Raw genomic sequence first — 15,637 nt, forward strand, 5'->3', positions numbered from 1 at the left:
TCCGGCAACGCGAATGGACTCCACAGTGCGGGCTGATGGAGCGACGCGAACCGGGTCGCACAACGGGCTTAGGGTTCTTCACGGGGCTGATCGGTCGTCGTCAAGGGCCGGCTACCTCGGCCTGAACGCGCGGTTCGCCGAGCTCTGCGGGTTTCCCGTGCCCTGCCTCGCATTGATCATGAAGTTATCGTCTGAACGCGAGTTGGACGACGGTAACTTGATGATCAACAGTTGTGGGTGCGAAGCGGGGGCGAGCGAAGGTGCAATTCGCGCGGCGAGTCGGAGCGTACGGGCTTTTGCGGGACTCGGGCCGGGTCCTGGTCGTTCGGGACGGGGCGGAGGGCGAGTTTCCCGGGGCCTGGCGGTTGCCCGGCGGTGCCGTCAGGCATGCCGAGGACCCGGAGCGCGCCGTGATCCGCCAGGTCGACGAGCAGGTCGGGTTGACGGTTGCGGTGACGCGACTACTCGCGGTGGTTGCCGATGTGGCCACCTTTTCGGAGGACATGGCTTCGCTGCACAGTGACCGGCTGCTGTTCGACCTCAGCACGCCCCACGACGCGCTGCCTCACGGCGCGGAGCGTGAGAGTGCGCGGCCCGGGGGCGGGTCGCGCGGCGTCGGGGCTGGTCTGGTCGATCAGGCTTCCTGGCTTTCGCTGGCGGAGGCGGCGCAGTTGCCGCTGACCCCGTTCACCGCCGAGGCGCTCGGCCTGCCGGTCACCCCACTGCCGCCGGCGGCGCACCGGTCGCGGGACCTGTTGCCGCCGCAGCACCCCGACCGTCGGCTGCGCTTCGGGGCGTACGGGCTGGTCACCGACCCCGCTGGGCGGATCCTGCTCACCCAGATCGCGGAGGGCTACCCGGGGGCCGGTCTGTGGCATCTGCCTGGCGGGGGCACCGATCACGGCGAGCAGCCGACCACCGGGCTGCTGCGGGAGTTGGTCGAGGAGGGCGGGCAGGTGGGCCGGGTGGTGGAGCTTCTCGGCGTCAACAATCTGCACAATCCCGCCGCGCTGGGCCCGGAGGGTCGACCTCTGGACTGGCATGGCGTACGGGTGATCTATCGGGTGCTGGTGGACGTACCTACCGACGCGGTGGTCACCGAGTCCGCCGGGGGGTCGACGGCGCGGGCGGGGTGGTTCAGCCGCGAGGAGGCCACTGACCTGCCGTTGAGCGACATCGCTGCCGTGGCAATCGGACAGAGTGGTCGATAGCACACCGCTCGGCGAGCCGAGTTGGTGACCCTCCGGTACAGTCAAAGGCGGGAATGATGGAGGAAAAGGGCGATGAAGCCCGGGATGGGAACAAGCGAGCGGTTCGAGCGGTTTAAGTCAGATACAAGTACCGCCGGCAGCTATCGCCAAGCCATGTTCCCCTATGCGATGGTGTACTCCGCAAAACGGCTGCCGGACCATGCAAGGTCCGGCACGAGACAGCCGGACACCCGCCACGTGGCGGTCAGCAGATCCGGTGATGGAGGAAACGTGCCGAGAGCCCCATGGCGCCGGCGTCGTACTACTGACAGTCCGCGCCCCGCAGGGCGTCGCTGGGCGGGCCGGTTGCGCCGCAGCAGCACGTTCGCCCGCCAGGTGCTGTTGGTCCGGGTCGGCCGCCGTGACGGCGACCTGCACCCGACCGACCTGGCCCCGACCGAGCACCGGTACGCCGATCGGCAGCGCCGTCGCTACGGCCTGGACCGGCTCAGCCGACCGACACTGGGTGTGGACCCGACACTGGGCCTGGACCGAGGCGACGTCGAGGCGGTCATGCCGGTCAGCCCGGCGATGCCGCCGATGACGCAGACCGACGAGGCCCACACGATCCCGCTGCTTCCCGGCGAGCGCACCATCGCGCGCCGGATGAAGTTCGGCCTGGTCAACGCCTGCACGCTGGCCAGCCTGATGCTCGGCATGCTGGCCATCTTCCTGGCCATGCAGGGCGAGGTGCGCATGGCGGCGCTCTGCCTGATCGCGTGCGTCGGCTTCGACGGTCTGGACGGCGCCCTGGCCCGACGGCTCGGGGTGGCCAGCCCGTTCGGCGCGCAGATGGACTCCCTGGCCGACATGTGCTCGTTCGGTCTCGCCGCGCCGGTAGTGGTCTACGCCTCGCTCGCCGGTTCCGTCTCCACGGCGGCGGCGGCGGTGGCGTGCGCCCTGGTCGCGGCGTGCGCCGCGATCCGACTGGCCCGCTTCAACGTCTCGCCGAAGGACGGCAGGTTCTTCTGCGGGGTGCCCACCACCATGGCGGCCGCGGTCCTCGCCGTGACAGTGGCGATCGGCCTGCCGGTGCCCGGTGCCGTGCTGGTCGCCGGTGTGGCGCTGCTGGCCTTCGCGATGGTGTCGAGCTTCCCGTACGCCAAGCTCGCCCGCCTGGTGAAGCTGCCGCCGTGGCTCTGGCTGGCCCCGGTGATCGGCGCACTGGTCGACATCCGGCTCACGTTCGCCCTGATCGTGGTGGGCTACCTGGTCAGCGGGCCGGTTCTCTGGCTGCGGCAACGTCGTACCGCCTGATGTGAACAGACAGAACGGGGCGCCGCGGTCAGCGGCGCCCCGTTCTTCGTCTGCGGGTCAGCGCCAGCGGGCGATGACCGTGGACCCGCCGACCACCTTGTCGCCCGGCCCGACCAGCGGGTCGGCGGCCTCGGCGGGCAGGTAGACGTCGGTCCGGGAGCCGAACCGGATCAGCCCGAAGCGCTCGCCCTTGGCCAGCAGCGCGCCGATCGGCGCGCGCTGCACGATCCGGCGGGCGATCAGCCCGGTCCGCTGCGCGACCACCACGGTGCCGCGAGCGGTGTCCAGCACGGTGTACGCGGCGACGTTGTGCTCGGCGTCCGGCTTCATCGCGTTGACGAAGCCGCCATCGGCCACGAAGTAGTCCACCACCTTGCCGGCGACCGGAGCGCGGTTGACGTGCACGTCCAGCACCGACAGGAAGACCGCGATCCGTAGCCACTCGCCGTCGCCGAAGCGCTCGTCGTGCAGCCGCTGCACCGACAGGACCTTCCCGTCCGCGCTGGCGACCACGGCGCTCGGGTCCTCCGGCACGTCCCGTTCGGGGTCCCGGAAGAACGCGGCGACCGGCCCGGCGGCCAGGGCCGGCAGCAGCCACAGCTTGGACGACGGGCGCGCCACCCGGGCCAGCGCCGCGAGGCCCAGCGCGATGCCCGCCGCCGCCACGCCGTTGGAGTCGATGTGCATGCCCCGGGTCACCGGCACGCTCGACGGCCGGTACGCGGGGGCCAGGCTGTCGGCAGCGGCCGGGCTGGCCGGGGTGAACCGCAGTCGGTACACCCGCACCGGTGGCGAGTTGCGCAGCACCAGATCGGCGCCGACGCCGTAGAGGGCGTCCTGTCGGGCCAGCTCGGCGGCGGCACCCTCGGTCCGGCCGGGGGTGGCGACGGTCGCCACGCTCAGCACCGCCCCGTCGGTCAGGTACTTGACCAACCCCTCGACGCCGCTGCGGGTGGCCTCGGCGGTGCCGGTGAACGCCTCAGCGGCGATGACGACCTCGGCGGCCTCGGCCTCGGCCAGCGAGTCGACGACGCTCACCCGGTCGGCCACCCAGCGACCCTGGGCTGTGACGTGCTCGCTGAGCGCGGCAGCGCCGAACGGCTCGGCGGGCACCACGGTGAGCCGGTCACCGGGAAGCAGCGCATCGACCGCTGCGGCCAGCACCGCGGAGTCCGGGGTCACCCCGACCAGCAGGGCGGCCTTGGGGTCGTTGATCCGGGCCAGCTCGGCGACGAGGGTACGGGCGGCTCGCTCGCCGATGCGGACCGGACCGGACCGGCCGGTGGTACGCACGGCGGGGGACTGGGTCATGTCGGGCGGGCTCCTGACGGGGGTAGAGACGGGAATCGCGGCGGGACCGCCATGGGCGGGACGGGCCGGCCGGCGGAGGCGAGATCTCCACCAGCCAGCATATGCGTCCGTCCGCGCCGGCCGCACCGCCGTGGGGATGCGGTGGACCGACGCGGACGGCCGTCCGAGGTCAGGCTTGCCTGCGCGGACCCTCGTGCTCGTCACCCGGCTGGTCGCCGGTGCCCCCGACCGGTTGGTCGGACCGGGTCGGCTCGTCCCCCTCGGACGAGGCCGGGCGGGCGAGGTTCCCGACGGTCGGCTCGTCGTCTCCGTTGTCGGGTCGGCCGGGGATGGGTTCGGTCGACGGCTCCGACGGCGGATGTGCCAGCCAGGCCGGGTGGATCACGTCGGCGCTCGGCACGTCCTGCGCCCGCACCTCGGTCGTCGGCGTCTCCAACGTCGGGTTCGAGATGAGCGTCGGGTCCGAGATGAGCGTCGGGTCGGAGGAGGGAGCGTCCCAGGTGGACCGTTCGGCTTCCCAGACCGGCAGGGCCGCGCCGGACGTCGACGTGGCGGCACCGGAGACGGGTGCGCCGGAGACGGGTCCGCCTGAGACGGACGTGCCGGAGACGGGCGCGACCGCCTCGGCGGCGCCGGCCTCGGCAACCGGTTCCGGCTGGTTCGGTCGACTCGAGCGCAGCGCGCCGACCAGACCGAAGACCCCGATCAGGATGAGTGCGCCGGCCAGGAACCAGCCGACCGGCGGCAGTGCGAGCCCGAGCAGTTGGGCGAGCAGCCACCACGCCGACAGCGCCAGGAACACGAGCCCGAAGGCGAACGACACCAGATCCGTGCGGTGAGCCTTCACCGGGTCACCTCCAGGTTGCCGGCATTGACATGGATGTAGAGGCGCAGGGTCCCGCCGCCGGGCCCGTCCGCGCCGACGTCGGTGGATTCCCGCAGGCGGCCGTCCAGCCCGCCGGAGCGGTTGCCGAAGATGGTGGCATCGCCCGCGTTGACGTCGGCCACCGTGGTGACGTCCACGTTCGGCGGCACGACCACCGTCGCCTGGCCGAAGTTGACGGCCACCGTCACCTGGCTCTCCCGTTTCGCGAAGTTGATCCCGCGTAGGTCGAGCACGGCGTCACCGAAGCTGTTCTCGTACCGGTCCGCCAGGTCGCGGTAGTCGGTGGGCGCCCAGGTCACCGCGCCGTCGACCCCCCGGATCCGGTCGTAGGACTCGGCGACGGTCGCCGTGCCCAGCGCCGCCGCGGTCACCAGACCGAGTGCGATGAGCCAGCGCGCCCGTCCGAACCACGTGCCGACCAGCAGGCCCAGCGCGATCGTGGCCAGCGCGGCCGCGAAGTACGCCGAGGCGCTGACGGCGAAGACGTCCAGCAGGTCGAGCAGGGCGACCAGACCGAGTACCAGGAAGATCAGCGAGAAGGTCACCGCACCGAGCGGCGATCGCTCCTTGGGGCGCTTCGGCGGCTTTGGTGGCTTGGGCGGACGAGGCGCGGGCGGGGTCGGCGAAGCGTACGGGCCGTGCGGCGCGAACGGAGGGCGGTAACCGGAGGGCGGCGGGGCGGTCGGATAGCCGGACGGGGCAGCGGGTGTGCTGCTCACCGGCGCCGACGGCCAGCCGGCGCTGGGCATGGCGGTACTCGGCCAGCCGGGCTGGGCAGCCGTCGTGCCGGCCGGTTGCCCGGACGTCGGGCCGACCCCGGACACCGGCTGTGTCGCGCTGGTCGGCGGCGGCGCGTCGTACGGCGGAGCGGTGGCTGTGGCTGCCGCCCCCGTCGTCGCGGTGGCGTACCCCGGACCGGTGCTGAACATCGGCGGCGTCGCCGCCGGGCCGGTCGACGGCGCCGGGCCATACGACGGTGCGGGCCAGGTCACCGGTGGGACGACCGGACCGGCCGGGTTGCCGGACGGTGCGGCGGGCGGCGGAGCACCGGGGGTGCCGGGCCGTGGGTTGCGGCCGTCCCGGTTGAGCAGGAGCGCGCCGGCGACCAGGATGGCCGCGCCGAGCAGCACCGCGCGGAAGGCGTCGGTGACGATGTACGCGAAGCTGGCCGCGACAAGGATGCCCAGGACGATCACTGTCACCGGGGACATGCTGGAGCGACCACGACCGAGCATGGACTCGACGGGGGACGCGGTGTCGCCCTCGTTCGGGATGATCAGCCAGGCGGCGACGTACACCAGGATGCCGATGCCCCCGAAGAACCCGAGCACCGCGAGCAGCACCCGCCAGAGCACCGGGTCGGTGTTGGTGGCGCGCCCGATCGCCGCGCAGACGCCGGCCAGGTACCGCCCCTCGCGCGGGCGGACCAGCCCGTACCGTGAGGTGAATCCGGTGCCGCCCAACGGCGGTGGCGGTGCGGACGGGCCGGGACCACCCGGCCCTGGCGGCGTGCCGCCCGGGCCGTAGCCGGTGCCCGCCGCGAACCCCGGGCCTGGGCCGTGGCCCGCCGTGGGCGGCGCGTAGCCGTCGGCCGGCTCGCCGGGCACGGGGCCGGCGGTCGCGTCGGTGCCAGCGTGCGGACCGAACGTGATGGGCTCGGTCCATTCGGCGGGCGTGGTGGTGGGCGGGGGCGGTGCTGAACCGCCCGGCTGTGCCGACCCCGGTCGGGGTGGCGGGGCAGCTTCCTCGGTCATGCTTCGATCCTGCTGCCCGGTCCACCCGAACGACCTCAGGACCCGACCCTGACCCCACCCTGAGATCCGGCGGCCGGAATGTCGGGGGCGTCCCCGTGGTCGCGGACGCCGCAGCGTGTGACGATCGAGTCACCGACCTCGACCTGTCCGCCACCGTGACCAGGGAGCCTCCGATCAGCACCGTGACCTCGCCCCCGCGCCTGTATCGCGCCCCGGAGCACCGGATGGCCGCCGGCGTCGCCGCCGGTATCGCCGACCATCTCGGCATCTCGGTGCTGCGGGTGCGCGTCGCGTTCATGGTCCTGCTCGGGCTGAGCGGGCTCGGCCTGCTGCTCTACGCGGCCTTCTGGGCGGTGGTGCCGCTGCGTCCCGGTGACACCGCGGTGCCGCCCCGGCGGGACGTCGCCCAACTCCTGCCGTTCGTGGGGATCGGGCTCGGTGTCCTGTTGATCCAGGTGATGGTCTTCGACTCGGTCGGCGCGGCGGGCACCGCCGGTTGGTTGGTGGCCATCATCGCGGTCGGCGCCGGGGTCATCTGGCACCAGTCCGCGCCCGAGCGGCGGCGGCAGTGGGGCGACGCGATGCCGGTGCCCTGGCTCGGCGCGGTCGTCGAGGAGAGCGACCGGCGGGCCTTCGTGCTGCGGTTCATCGGCGGGGGAGTGCTGGTCGCGGTCGGCATCATCGGCGTCGCGGCCGTCTACTCTCCGGCACAGAACTTCGACGCGGTGATCAATGGCGTCATCTTCGCGTTGGTCGGGTTGGCGGGCGTTGGCGTGGTCGCCGCGCCGGTGCTCTGGCGGACGTACAGCCAGCTCCGCTCGGAGCGCGAGGGGCGCATCCGCGAGCAGGAGCGGGCCGAGTTGGCCGCGATGGTGCACGACCAGGTGCTGCACACGTTGGCCCTGATCCAGCGCAACGCAGGCGACGTCAAAACGGTGCAGCGGCTGGCCCGAGGGCAGGAGCGTTCGCTGCGCAACTGGCTTTACAAGCCGACCGCTTCGCCGAGCGAGCGCTTCGCCGCCGCCCTGGAGCAGGCCGCGGCGGAGGTGGAGGACACCTTCGCGATCAGCGTGGAGACGGTGGTGGTGGGGGACCGGGAGACCGACGAGAAGGTCGGGGCGCTGGTCGCGGCTGCGCGGGAGGCGTTGGTGAACGCCGCCCGGCACGCCGGTGTGCAGACCGTGTCGCTCTACGCGGAGGTGGAGCCGGATCAGGTAAGCGTCTTCGTCCGGGACCGTGGCAAGGGCTTCGACCCCGATACGGTGGAGGACCACCGGCACGGCGTCAGCGGCTCGATCATCGGGCGAATGAAGCGGCACGGCGGACGGGCCGAGATCCGGTCCGGCCCGGGGGAGGGGACCGAGGTCCGGTTGATCCTGCCGATCTCCCGGGACTCGTCCGCAGCGGAGAGGAACAGATGACCATGGCCGAGCAGTCGACCGAGCACCTCGACCCGGCGGATGCCCGCCCCGAGCGGCTGCGGGTGTTCCTGGTGGACGACCACGCCATGTTCCGTGCCGGGGTGCGCGCGGAGTTGGGCGCTCACGTCGAGGTGGTGGGCGAGGCGAGCACTGTGGCCGAGGCCGTCACCCGGATCGCCGCCGTCGGCCCGGACGTGGTGCTGCTCGACGTGCACATGCCCGACGGCGGCGGTCGCGCGGTGCTGGAGGCGATGCGGCGTACGCACCCGCAGGTCAAGTTCCTCGCGTTGAGCGTCTCCGACGCGGCGGAGGACGTGATCGGGCTGATCCGTGCCGGTGCCCGCGGGTACGTCACCAAGACCATCTCCCCGGACGAGCTGGCTGCCGCGATCCGGCGCGTGGCCGACGGGGACGCGGTGTTCAGCCCACGGCTGGCCGGGTTCGTGTTGGACGCCTTCGCGGCCCGCCCGGACGCGCCGGTGGCCGACCCGGAGCTGGACCAGCTCACCAACCGTGAGCGGGAGGTGCTGCGGCTGCTGGCCCGGGGGTACGCGTACAAGGAGATCGCCAAGGAGCTGTTCATCTCCATCAAGACCGTGGAGACGCACGTGTCGAACGTGTTGCGCAAGCTTCAGATGTCCAATCGCTACGAGCTCTCCCGCTGGGCGGCGGACCGCCGGCTCGTGTGACGGCGCGTCGACACCGGCGAGGATCAGAGAAACCGCCGGAGCGCCCTCGTACGCCCAGCCGGTGATGGTGTCCGGGTAGCCGTAGGGGCCCTCATCCGGACGGGTCGAAACATGAGTGGTGACGCACGTCCCATCGGGCTGGGTGGCTTCGCGGCGCGCGCACCGGCTGAGGCCGGGTTGCCGGGCGGGCGCAACGTATTTCCTGCTCAGTGCCGCCTGCCTCGACCGTTTTATGATCATTTTTCAAGTATCGGCAACGTGGCGGGCAACTAACGGCTTGATAACGGCACCTTCACGGAAGAGGCCAGTGGGTGTCACAGTGGCAGCACCTCACCATCGGTGTGTGGCACTCCGTACGCCCCACGACCACGAATTCGCCGATCTCGGCGGCCCGTGGCTGTGTCGATTGCGTCGTGTCACGCCTCGTTGGTGGGGGAGCCCGGCGGATCGGAACATCAGGGGTGTCCCCAACTTCCCTGTGGTCCCGGCGACCCGCGCCCCGGGGTGGTCGGGCGGTGTCACCCCCAAAACGTGCGTGAAACCCACGACGGAACCTGGTTAGAAAGAGGAGGCCCCTCGGAATGAGAGTCTCGAAGCGGGCGACGAGCGCCATCGCGCTCAGCGCGGCTGCCGCGCTTGTCGCGAGCGGTTGCTCGAGCGGCGGCAGCGACGACACTGCCGCCAGCGCGGATGGCTCGATCGTTGTTCACGGCGTCCAGCCGGAGAACCCGCTGGTCCCGTCGAACACCACGGAGACCGGCGGCGGCAAGATCATCGACTGGATGTGGACCGGCCTGGTCGAGTACCCGAACGACGGTGGGGCCCCGCGGAACGCGCTGGCGGAGTCCATCAACACCACGGACTCCAAGGTCTTCACGATCAAGATCAAGGCCGGTACCAAGTTCCACGACGGTACCGAGGTCAAGGCGAAGAACTTCGTCGACGCCTGGAACTGGGCCGCCTACTCGCCGAACGGCGCGCAGAACGGCACCTTCTTCGCGGACATCGCGGGCTTCGAGCAGACCTACACCACGGACCCGGATGGCGCGGACGGCCCGAAGAAGGCCCCGACCCCGACGGCCGACAAGCTGTCCGGCCTGAAGGTCATCGACGACCAGACCTTCGAGGTCACCCTGGCGGCGCCGACCGCGGTCTTCCCGACCAAGCTCGGCTACAGCGCCTTCATGCCGCTGCCGGACGTGTTCTTCACCATGAAGCCGGAAGAGTTCGGCAAGACGAAGCCGATCGGCAACGGCCCGGTGAAGTTCGTGTCCTGGGAGGACAACTCCCTCATCAAGCTGACGCGCTTCGACGACTACAACCTTCGCGACAAGATGAAGGTCAAGGACGTCGACGTCAAGCTGTACCAGGACGACAACGCGGCCTACGCCGATCTGCTGGCCAACAACCTCGACTTCATGGAGGTTGTCCCCACCTCGGCGCTCGCCGGTGACAAGTGGAAGACCGACCTCGGTGAGCGGGGCCGCTCGACCGTCACGCCGTCGACCGCGTTCATCGCGTTCCCGATCTACGACAAGCGCTTCGCGAACCCGAAGCTGCGTCGTGCGGTGTCCCTCGCCGTCAACCGGCAGGAGATCTCCGACAAGATCTTCTTCGGCACCCGCAAGCCGGCCGACAGCTGGGCGAACCCGCTGACCCCGGGCGCCAAGCCGGGTAACTGCACCGCCTGCAAGTTCGACCCGGAGACGGCCAAGACGCTGCTCGCCGAGGCCGGTGGCTTCACCGGTGAGATGGTCTTCTACTACAACGCGGACTCCGCCCACAAGGACTGGATGGACGCCGTCGCGCAGCAGGTCAAGACCAACCTCAACATCAACGCTCGGGCCGAGGGCGTGCCGACCTTCGCGGTGTTCCGTCAGAACATCAACGCCCACAAGATGAGCGGCCCGTACCGTGCCGCGTGGCAGCAGGACTACCCGGACGTCGAGAACTGGGTGAACCCGCTGTTCATCACCAACGGCTCCTCGAACGACGGCCTCTACAGCAACCCCGAGGTCGACGCCCTTGCCAAGCAGGCCAGCGGCGCTCCGAGCCTGGAGGCCTCGCACGAGGCGTTCGCCAAGGCGGTCGAGAAGGTCGACCAGGACGTTCCGAGCATCCCGGTCTACTTCTACGGTCAGCAGTCCGGCCACTCGGAGAAGATCAAGAAGCTCGAGCTGAACAACGTCGGCGAGATCGACATCACCTCGGTCGAGCTCTGATCCGAACGGTCTGACCCCGGGTCGGGCTCGCCACATCCGGTGAGCCCGACCCGGGGCCGTTCCGCGATTGGGTGTTACAACACTCCACTCGCACGTTGTCACCACCGTGTCGGCCGTCCGACGCGCCCCCTGTCTGGAGGACCACCCCATGGGCCGTTATCTGTTGAGACGGCTGCTCCAACTCGTGCCGGTCTTCATCGGTACGACGTTCCTGATCTACTGGCTCGTCTGGGCCGTTCCGGGCGATCCGTTCGCCGGTAAGTGCGGCGAGCGTCGCTGCCCGGACCAGTACATCGCCTTCATGACCGAGAAGTACCACCTCGACCAGAACGTCTTCGTGCAGTACGCGAACTACATGAAGAACCTGCTCCAGGGCGACTTCGGTCAGACCTTCTCGCAGCGCGAGATCAGCGACATCATCCTGACTTCGTACCCGAACACCCTGAAGCTGGCCGTCGTGGCGCTCGCCATCGAGGCGATCATCGGCCTTGGCGCCGGTGTCCTCAGCGGTCTGCGGCGTAACGGCTTCCTGGACAACCTGGTCCTGGTCTCCACCCTCTTCCTGATCGCGCTGCCGGTCTTCGTGGTCGGCTTCGTGTTGCAGTGGCTGCTGGGTGTGCAGTGGGGCATCATCAAGCCGACCGTCTCCTCCGAGATGCGGTGGTCCGAGTTGATCGTGCCGGGCTTCGTGCTGGGCAGCGCGTCAGTGGCGTACATCGCCCGGGTGGCAAGAACGAGCATCGCGGAGAACCGTCGCGCCGACTACGTGCGCACCGCCATCGCCAAGGGCCTGCCGATGCGCCGGGTGGTCGGCGTGCACCTGCTGCGCAACTCGCTCATCCCGGTGGTGACCCTGCTCGGCACCGACCTCGGTGCCCTGATGGGTGGCGCGATCGTCACCGAGGGAATCTTCGGCATCAACGGAATCGGCCGCCAGGTCTTCCGGGCGATCATCACCAAGGAAAGCGCCACGGTGGTAGGCATCGTGGTCGTCCTGGTGCTGGTCTATCTCGTGATGAACCTGCTGGTTGACCTGCTCTACGCCGCCCTGGACCCGAGGATCCGTTATGAGTGACCCGAGTACCGCATCGATCGTCAGCACCCCTGGCGCACACCCCACCGACTCCGCCGCACCCGCCACCGCGGGCCAGCCGCAGAGCAACGAGAAGCCGCGCGGCCTGCTCGGCGACGCCTGGCGGGATCTGCGGCGCAAGCCGCTGTTCTGGATCTCGGCCACGCTGATCGTGATCTTCCTGTTGATGGCGGCCTTCCCGGCGCTGTTCGCCCCGGGCGACGCGGTCAACGGCTCGCTGTCGCGCAGCCTCGACAAGCCGTCCGCCAATGGTTGGTTCGGCTACGACGTGCAGGGCCGCGACGTCTACGCCCGGGTCATCTACGGCGCACGGGCCTCCATCGTGGTCGCCGTGCTCTCCGTGCTGGGCACCCTGCTCATCGGCGGAACCATGGGCATCATCTCCGGTTACCGCGGTGGCTGGGTGGACGCGCTGCTCAGCCGGATCGCCGACGTCTTCTTCGGTCTGCCGTTCGTGCTCGGTGCGATCGTCATCCTGACCACCTTCAACGGGTCGGGCGCCGGTAACAGCAAGGCCCAGATCATGGGCCTGGTGACCGCGTCACTGATCGTGCTGAGCTGGCCGGTCGTGATGCGGCTGATGCGTTCCTCGGTGCTCGCCACCAAGGAGGCCGACTACATCGTGGCGGCCCGCGCGCTGGGTGCCGGCACCGGTCGGATCATCCTCAAGCACCTGCTGCCGAACTGCCTGGCCCCGCTGCTGGTCTACGGCACGATCATGGTCGGCTCGTTCATCGGCGCCGAGGCCACCCTGTCGTTCCTGGGCGTCGGTCTGAAGTCGCCGGTGGTGTCCTGGGGCATCATGATCAGTGATGGGCAGAATTTTGTCCGGGTCGCGCCAGGGCTGGTGTTCTTCCCCGCCGCGTTCCTCGTCACCGCAGTGCTGAGCTTCGTGATGCTCGGTGAGTCGGTCCGCGAGGCCCTCGATCCGAAACTCCGCTAGGGGAGATCCAGTGTCCGACATTCTCGTGTCCGAGCAGTCAGCGCCGGGTCCCGGCGGGTCCGGGCGTCCCTCCGGCCGGCTGCTCGAGGTCGACGACCTGCGGGTGGAGTTCCGTACCCGGGACGGCGTCGCAAAGGTCATCAACGGGGTCACGTACCACGTCGACGCGGGGGAGACCCTCGCCGTGCTCGGCGAGTCCGGCTCCGGTAAGAGCGTCACCGCGCAGACCATCATGGGCATCCTCGACACGCCTCCCGGCTTCGTCACCGGTGGGCAGGTCCGCTTCCACGGCAAGGACATGCTCCGCATGTCCGACGAGGAGCGGCGCCGCATTCGCGGCGAGGGCATCGCGATGATCTTCCAGGACGCACTCTCTGCGCTGAATCCCGTCTTCACCGTCGGGTTCCAGATCGCCGAGCAGTTCCGGGTCCGGCGTGGCATGGGCCGCGCGGAGGCCAAGAAGCGCGCGATCGACATGCTCGACCAGGTCAAGATCCCGAACGCCAAGGGTCGGTTCAACAACTACCCGCACCAGTTCTCCGGCGGTATGCGGCAGCGCGCGATGATCGCGATGTCGCTGGCGCTCGATCCCGAGGTGCTGATCGCGGACGAGCCGACCACCGCCCTCGACGTGACAGTGCAGGCCCAGATCATGGACCTGCTGGCCGAGCTCCAGCGCGAGCGGCAGATGGGCATGATCCTGATCACCCACGACCTCGGTGTGGTCGCCGACGTCGCGGACCGGATCGCGGTCATGTACGCGGGCCGGATCGTCGAGGAAGCCGACGTGTACGAGCTGTACGCCAAGCCGGCGCACCCGTACACGCTGGGTCTGATCGACTCGATCCCGCGCCTCGACGAGAAGGGGCAGCAGCTCCGGACGATCAAGGGCCTCCCGCCGAACCTGATGAACATCCCGCCGGGCTGCCCGTTCAACCCGCGGTGCCCGATGGCTCAGCCGGTGTGCCGGGAGAAGGTCCCGCCGCTGCTGCAGGTCGGCCCCGCCCGGGCCAGCGCCTGCCACTTCGCCGAGGAGCTGGTGAACCGTGTCTGAGAACATCCTCGAGGTCAATGACCTGGTCAAGCACTACCCCGTCACGCAGGGTGTGGTGTTCAAGAAGACCGTCGGTCAGGTCAAGGCGGTCGACGGGGTCTCGTTCGGTCTGCGAGCCGGAGAGACGCTCGGTGTGGTCGGCGAGTCGGGCTGCGGCAAGTCGACGCTCGCCCGGGTGCTGATGAACCTGGAGAAGCCGACCGCGGGCAACGTGGTCTACAAGGGCCAGGACATCTCCAAGCTGTCCGGTGGGGCGCTGCGGCGTCTGCGCCGGCAGATCCAGCTGGTCATGCAGGACCCGTACACCTCGCTGAACCCGCGGATGACCGTCGGTGACCTGCTCGGTGAGCCGTTCGAGATCCACCCGGAGGTGGCGCCGAAGGGTAGCCGCCGGGCCAAGGTCCGCGAGCTGCTCGACCTGGTCGGGCTCAACCCGGAGCACATCAACCGGTACCCGCACCAGTTCTCCGGCGGTCAGCGTCAGCGCATCGGCATCGCCCGCGCGCTCGCGCTGCGGCCCGAGATCATCGTCTGCGACGAGCCGGTGTCGGCGCTGGACGTCTCCATCCAGGCCCAGGTCATGAACCTGCTGGAGCAGTTGCAGGGCGAGTTCGGCCTCTCGTACGTCTTCATCGCGCACGACCTGTCGGTGGTCCGCCACCTGTCGGACCGGGTCGCGGTGATGTACCTCGGCAAGATCGTCGAGATCGGCACCGAGGACGAGATCTACGAGCGACCGACCCACCCGTACACCCAGGCGCTGCTCTCCGCGGTGCCGGTGCCGGACCCGACCCAGCGGCACAACAAGACGATCATCCGGCTCACGGGTGACGTGCCGTCGCCGATCAGCCCGCCCTCGGGCTGCCGGTTCCGGACCCGCTGCTGGAAGGCGCAGGACGTCTGCGCCGAGCAGGTCCCGCTGCTGGAGATCCGCCGGGGCTCGGACCACCCGAGCGCCTGCCACTTCGCGGAGAAGCGCGAGATCGTCGCCACCCACGAGGTGTGAGTCACCGAAACCGCCTGCCGCCGTCTCCACGACGACGGCAGGCGGTTTCGTCTGTTCAGGTGATGACCGGACCGGTCACGCGGCGCCGGACAGCGGCGTCAGCGAACCGCTTGTTGCCCAGGACGGGCGGCCCAGGTAGCCCTGGCCCGGTTCGGCCCGGGCTGAGGAGGCTCACAGAGGGCCGCGGCCCGCGCGGAGCAGCAGCAGAGCCAACTGGGTGCCGTCGGCACCGAGCGCGACGCGGAACCGCTCCAGGATCTCCCGTTCCCGGGAGAGCACCAGGCGGGTGCCGCCGGACGCCATCCGGGTCACGCCGACCTCCTGGGACAACGCGGCCCGCTCCTGCCACAGCGTGATCAACGCGTTGTCGATTTCGTCGATGCGTTCCCTGATCTGCACGATCCGCGCCGAGGCGGACGGCTCCTCGGTGCCGGTCTGCTGCTCGGCCGGCTCGGCGTCCGCACCTGCCGGTGGTGTGGCCACCGCCGGCTCGGCCTCCTGCGCGACGGGCTGCCCCGGTCGGATCGGGCTGCCGCTCTGCTCCATCACGTCTGTCATCATCGGGTACCTCTCGCACTGTGGTGCCCGGTGCCCGGAACCTGGGACGGAAAAAGCCCCGGACTCCAGGAGCCGGGGCTTTAGCAGGTCTGAACGATCAGGCGCGACCTACGGCAGCCGGACTCCCGGTGCCATAGTAAAAGTAGAAGCGCGCAGCGATCACGCCATCGAGTATGCCCGTGTCGTCAGCCGC

Annotated in this window: 12 protein-coding genes and 1 pseudogene; 9 read left to right on the forward strand and 4 right to left on the reverse strand. The window is 70.0% G+C overall.

What is annotated here, in order from left to right; all coding sequences use genetic code 11:
* The first annotated feature begins 260 nt into the window (after positions 1-260).
* Together ACGF3C_RS08450 and ACGF3C_RS08455 are read left to right on the forward strand one after the other, a co-directional pair.
* Positions 261-1,211 (forward strand): NUDIX hydrolase, encoded by a 951-nt coding sequence (locus ACGF3C_RS08450; RefSeq protein WP_393220037.1) that lies wholly within the window; start codon positions 261-263, stop codon positions 1,209-1,211.
* 345 nt (positions 1,212-1,556) lie between these two features.
* Positions 1,557-2,507: a CDP-alcohol phosphatidyltransferase family protein gene (locus tag ACGF3C_RS08455; RefSeq protein WP_357233139.1), complete on the forward strand. Its 951-nt coding sequence runs from the start codon at positions 1,557-1,559 to the stop codon at positions 2,505-2,507.
* A 57-nt stretch (positions 2,508-2,564) separates the two neighbouring features.
* Here ACGF3C_RS08455 and ACGF3C_RS08460 read toward each other — a convergent pair whose 3' ends face one another.
* From ACGF3C_RS08460 to ACGF3C_RS08470, 3 genes and pseudogenes are all read right to left on the reverse strand, one after another.
* A complete protein-coding gene (locus ACGF3C_RS08460) occupies positions 2,565-3,818 on the reverse strand; it encodes a phosphatidylserine decarboxylase (protein ID WP_357233141.1) in 1,254 nt (417 codons plus the stop codon).
* A 598-nt stretch (positions 3,819-4,416) separates the two neighbouring features.
* Positions 4,417-4,665, reverse strand: a pseudogene (locus ACGF3C_RS08465) (hypothetical protein); the annotation flags it as partial.
* On the reverse strand, positions 4,662-6,458 hold the full coding sequence (locus ACGF3C_RS08470; protein WP_393220042.1) for a PspC domain-containing protein: 1,797 nt from the start codon (positions 6,456-6,458) through the stop codon (positions 4,662-4,664). The pseudogene ACGF3C_RS08465 and the gene ACGF3C_RS08470, both read right to left, overlap by 4 nt.
* A gap of 155 nt (positions 6,459-6,613) precedes the next feature.
* On the opposite strand from ACGF3C_RS08470, the gene ACGF3C_RS08475 reads away from it, so the two are divergent.
* The 7 genes from ACGF3C_RS08475 (at position 6,614) to ACGF3C_RS08505 (ending at position 14,886) form a co-directional block, all read left to right on the forward strand.
* Positions 6,614-7,879, forward strand: coding sequence for a PspC domain-containing protein (locus tag ACGF3C_RS08475; RefSeq protein WP_357197774.1), 1,266 nt, complete (start codon positions 6,614-6,616; stop codon positions 7,877-7,879).
* A gap of 2 nt (positions 7,880-7,881) precedes the next feature.
* A complete protein-coding gene (locus ACGF3C_RS08480) occupies positions 7,882-8,568 on the forward strand; it encodes a response regulator transcription factor (protein WP_030337843.1) in 687 nt (228 codons plus the stop codon).
* A gap of 581 nt (positions 8,569-9,149) precedes the next feature.
* A complete protein-coding gene (locus ACGF3C_RS08485) occupies positions 9,150-10,790 on the forward strand; it encodes an ABC transporter substrate-binding protein (protein ID WP_393220046.1) in 1,641 nt (546 codons plus the stop codon).
* Between the two features lie 148 nt (positions 10,791-10,938).
* Positions 10,939-11,865: an ABC transporter permease gene (locus ACGF3C_RS08490; protein ID WP_112681467.1), complete on the forward strand. Its 927-nt coding sequence runs from the start codon at positions 10,939-10,941 to the stop codon at positions 11,863-11,865.
* On the forward strand, positions 11,858-12,826 hold the full coding sequence (locus ACGF3C_RS08495) for an ABC transporter permease (protein ID WP_124860279.1): 969 nt from the start codon (positions 11,858-11,860) through the stop codon (positions 12,824-12,826). The genes ACGF3C_RS08490 and ACGF3C_RS08495 overlap by 8 nt, the downstream gene beginning before the upstream one ends.
* Before the next feature lie 25 nt (positions 12,827-12,851).
* The gene (locus tag ACGF3C_RS08500) at positions 12,852-13,880 is read left to right on the forward strand and encodes an ABC transporter ATP-binding protein (RefSeq protein WP_091406372.1); all 1,029 of its coding nucleotides are present in this window, start codon (positions 12,852-12,854) and stop codon (positions 13,878-13,880) included.
* Positions 13,873-14,886, forward strand: coding sequence for an ABC transporter ATP-binding protein (locus tag ACGF3C_RS08505; RefSeq protein ID WP_112675773.1), 1,014 nt, complete (start codon positions 13,873-13,875; stop codon positions 14,884-14,886). The genes ACGF3C_RS08500 and ACGF3C_RS08505 overlap by 8 nt, the downstream gene beginning before the upstream one ends.
* Before the next feature lie 171 nt (positions 14,887-15,057).
* Here ACGF3C_RS08505 and ACGF3C_RS08510 read toward each other — a convergent pair whose 3' ends face one another.
* Positions 15,058-15,447 (reverse strand): chorismate mutase, encoded by a 390-nt coding sequence (locus tag ACGF3C_RS08510; RefSeq protein WP_357233231.1) that lies wholly within the window; start codon positions 15,445-15,447, stop codon positions 15,058-15,060.
* Positions 15,448-15,637: the final 190 nt, after the last annotated feature.

The organism is Micromonospora sp. NPDC047762 (genome assembly GCF_043204655.1).
Lineage (GTDB): Bacteria > Actinomycetota > Actinomycetes > Mycobacteriales > Micromonosporaceae > Micromonospora.

Coding starts and splice junctions, on each gene's coding strand:
- ACGF3C_RS08510 (WP_357233231.1), bottom strand. CDS start 15,447: ATGATGACAGACGTGATGGAGCAGAGCGGCAGCCCGATCCGACCGGGG.
- ACGF3C_RS08495 (WP_124860279.1), top strand. CDS start 11,858: ATGAGTGACCCGAGTACCGCATCGATCGTCAGCACCCCTGGCGCACAC.
- ACGF3C_RS08480 (WP_030337843.1), top strand. CDS start 7,882: ATGGCCGAGCAGTCGACCGAGCACCTCGACCCGGCGGATGCCCGCCCC.
- ACGF3C_RS08485 (WP_393220046.1), top strand. CDS start 9,150: ATGAGAGTCTCGAAGCGGGCGACGAGCGCCATCGCGCTCAGCGCGGCT.
- ACGF3C_RS08470 (WP_393220042.1), bottom strand. CDS start 6,458: ATGACCGAGGAAGCTGCCCCGCCACCCCGACCGGGGTCGGCACAGCCG.
- ACGF3C_RS08460 (WP_357233141.1), bottom strand. CDS start 3,818: ATGACCCAGTCCCCCGCCGTGCGTACCACCGGCCGGTCCGGTCCGGTC.
- ACGF3C_RS08490 (WP_112681467.1), top strand. CDS start 10,939: ATGGGCCGTTATCTGTTGAGACGGCTGCTCCAACTCGTGCCGGTCTTC.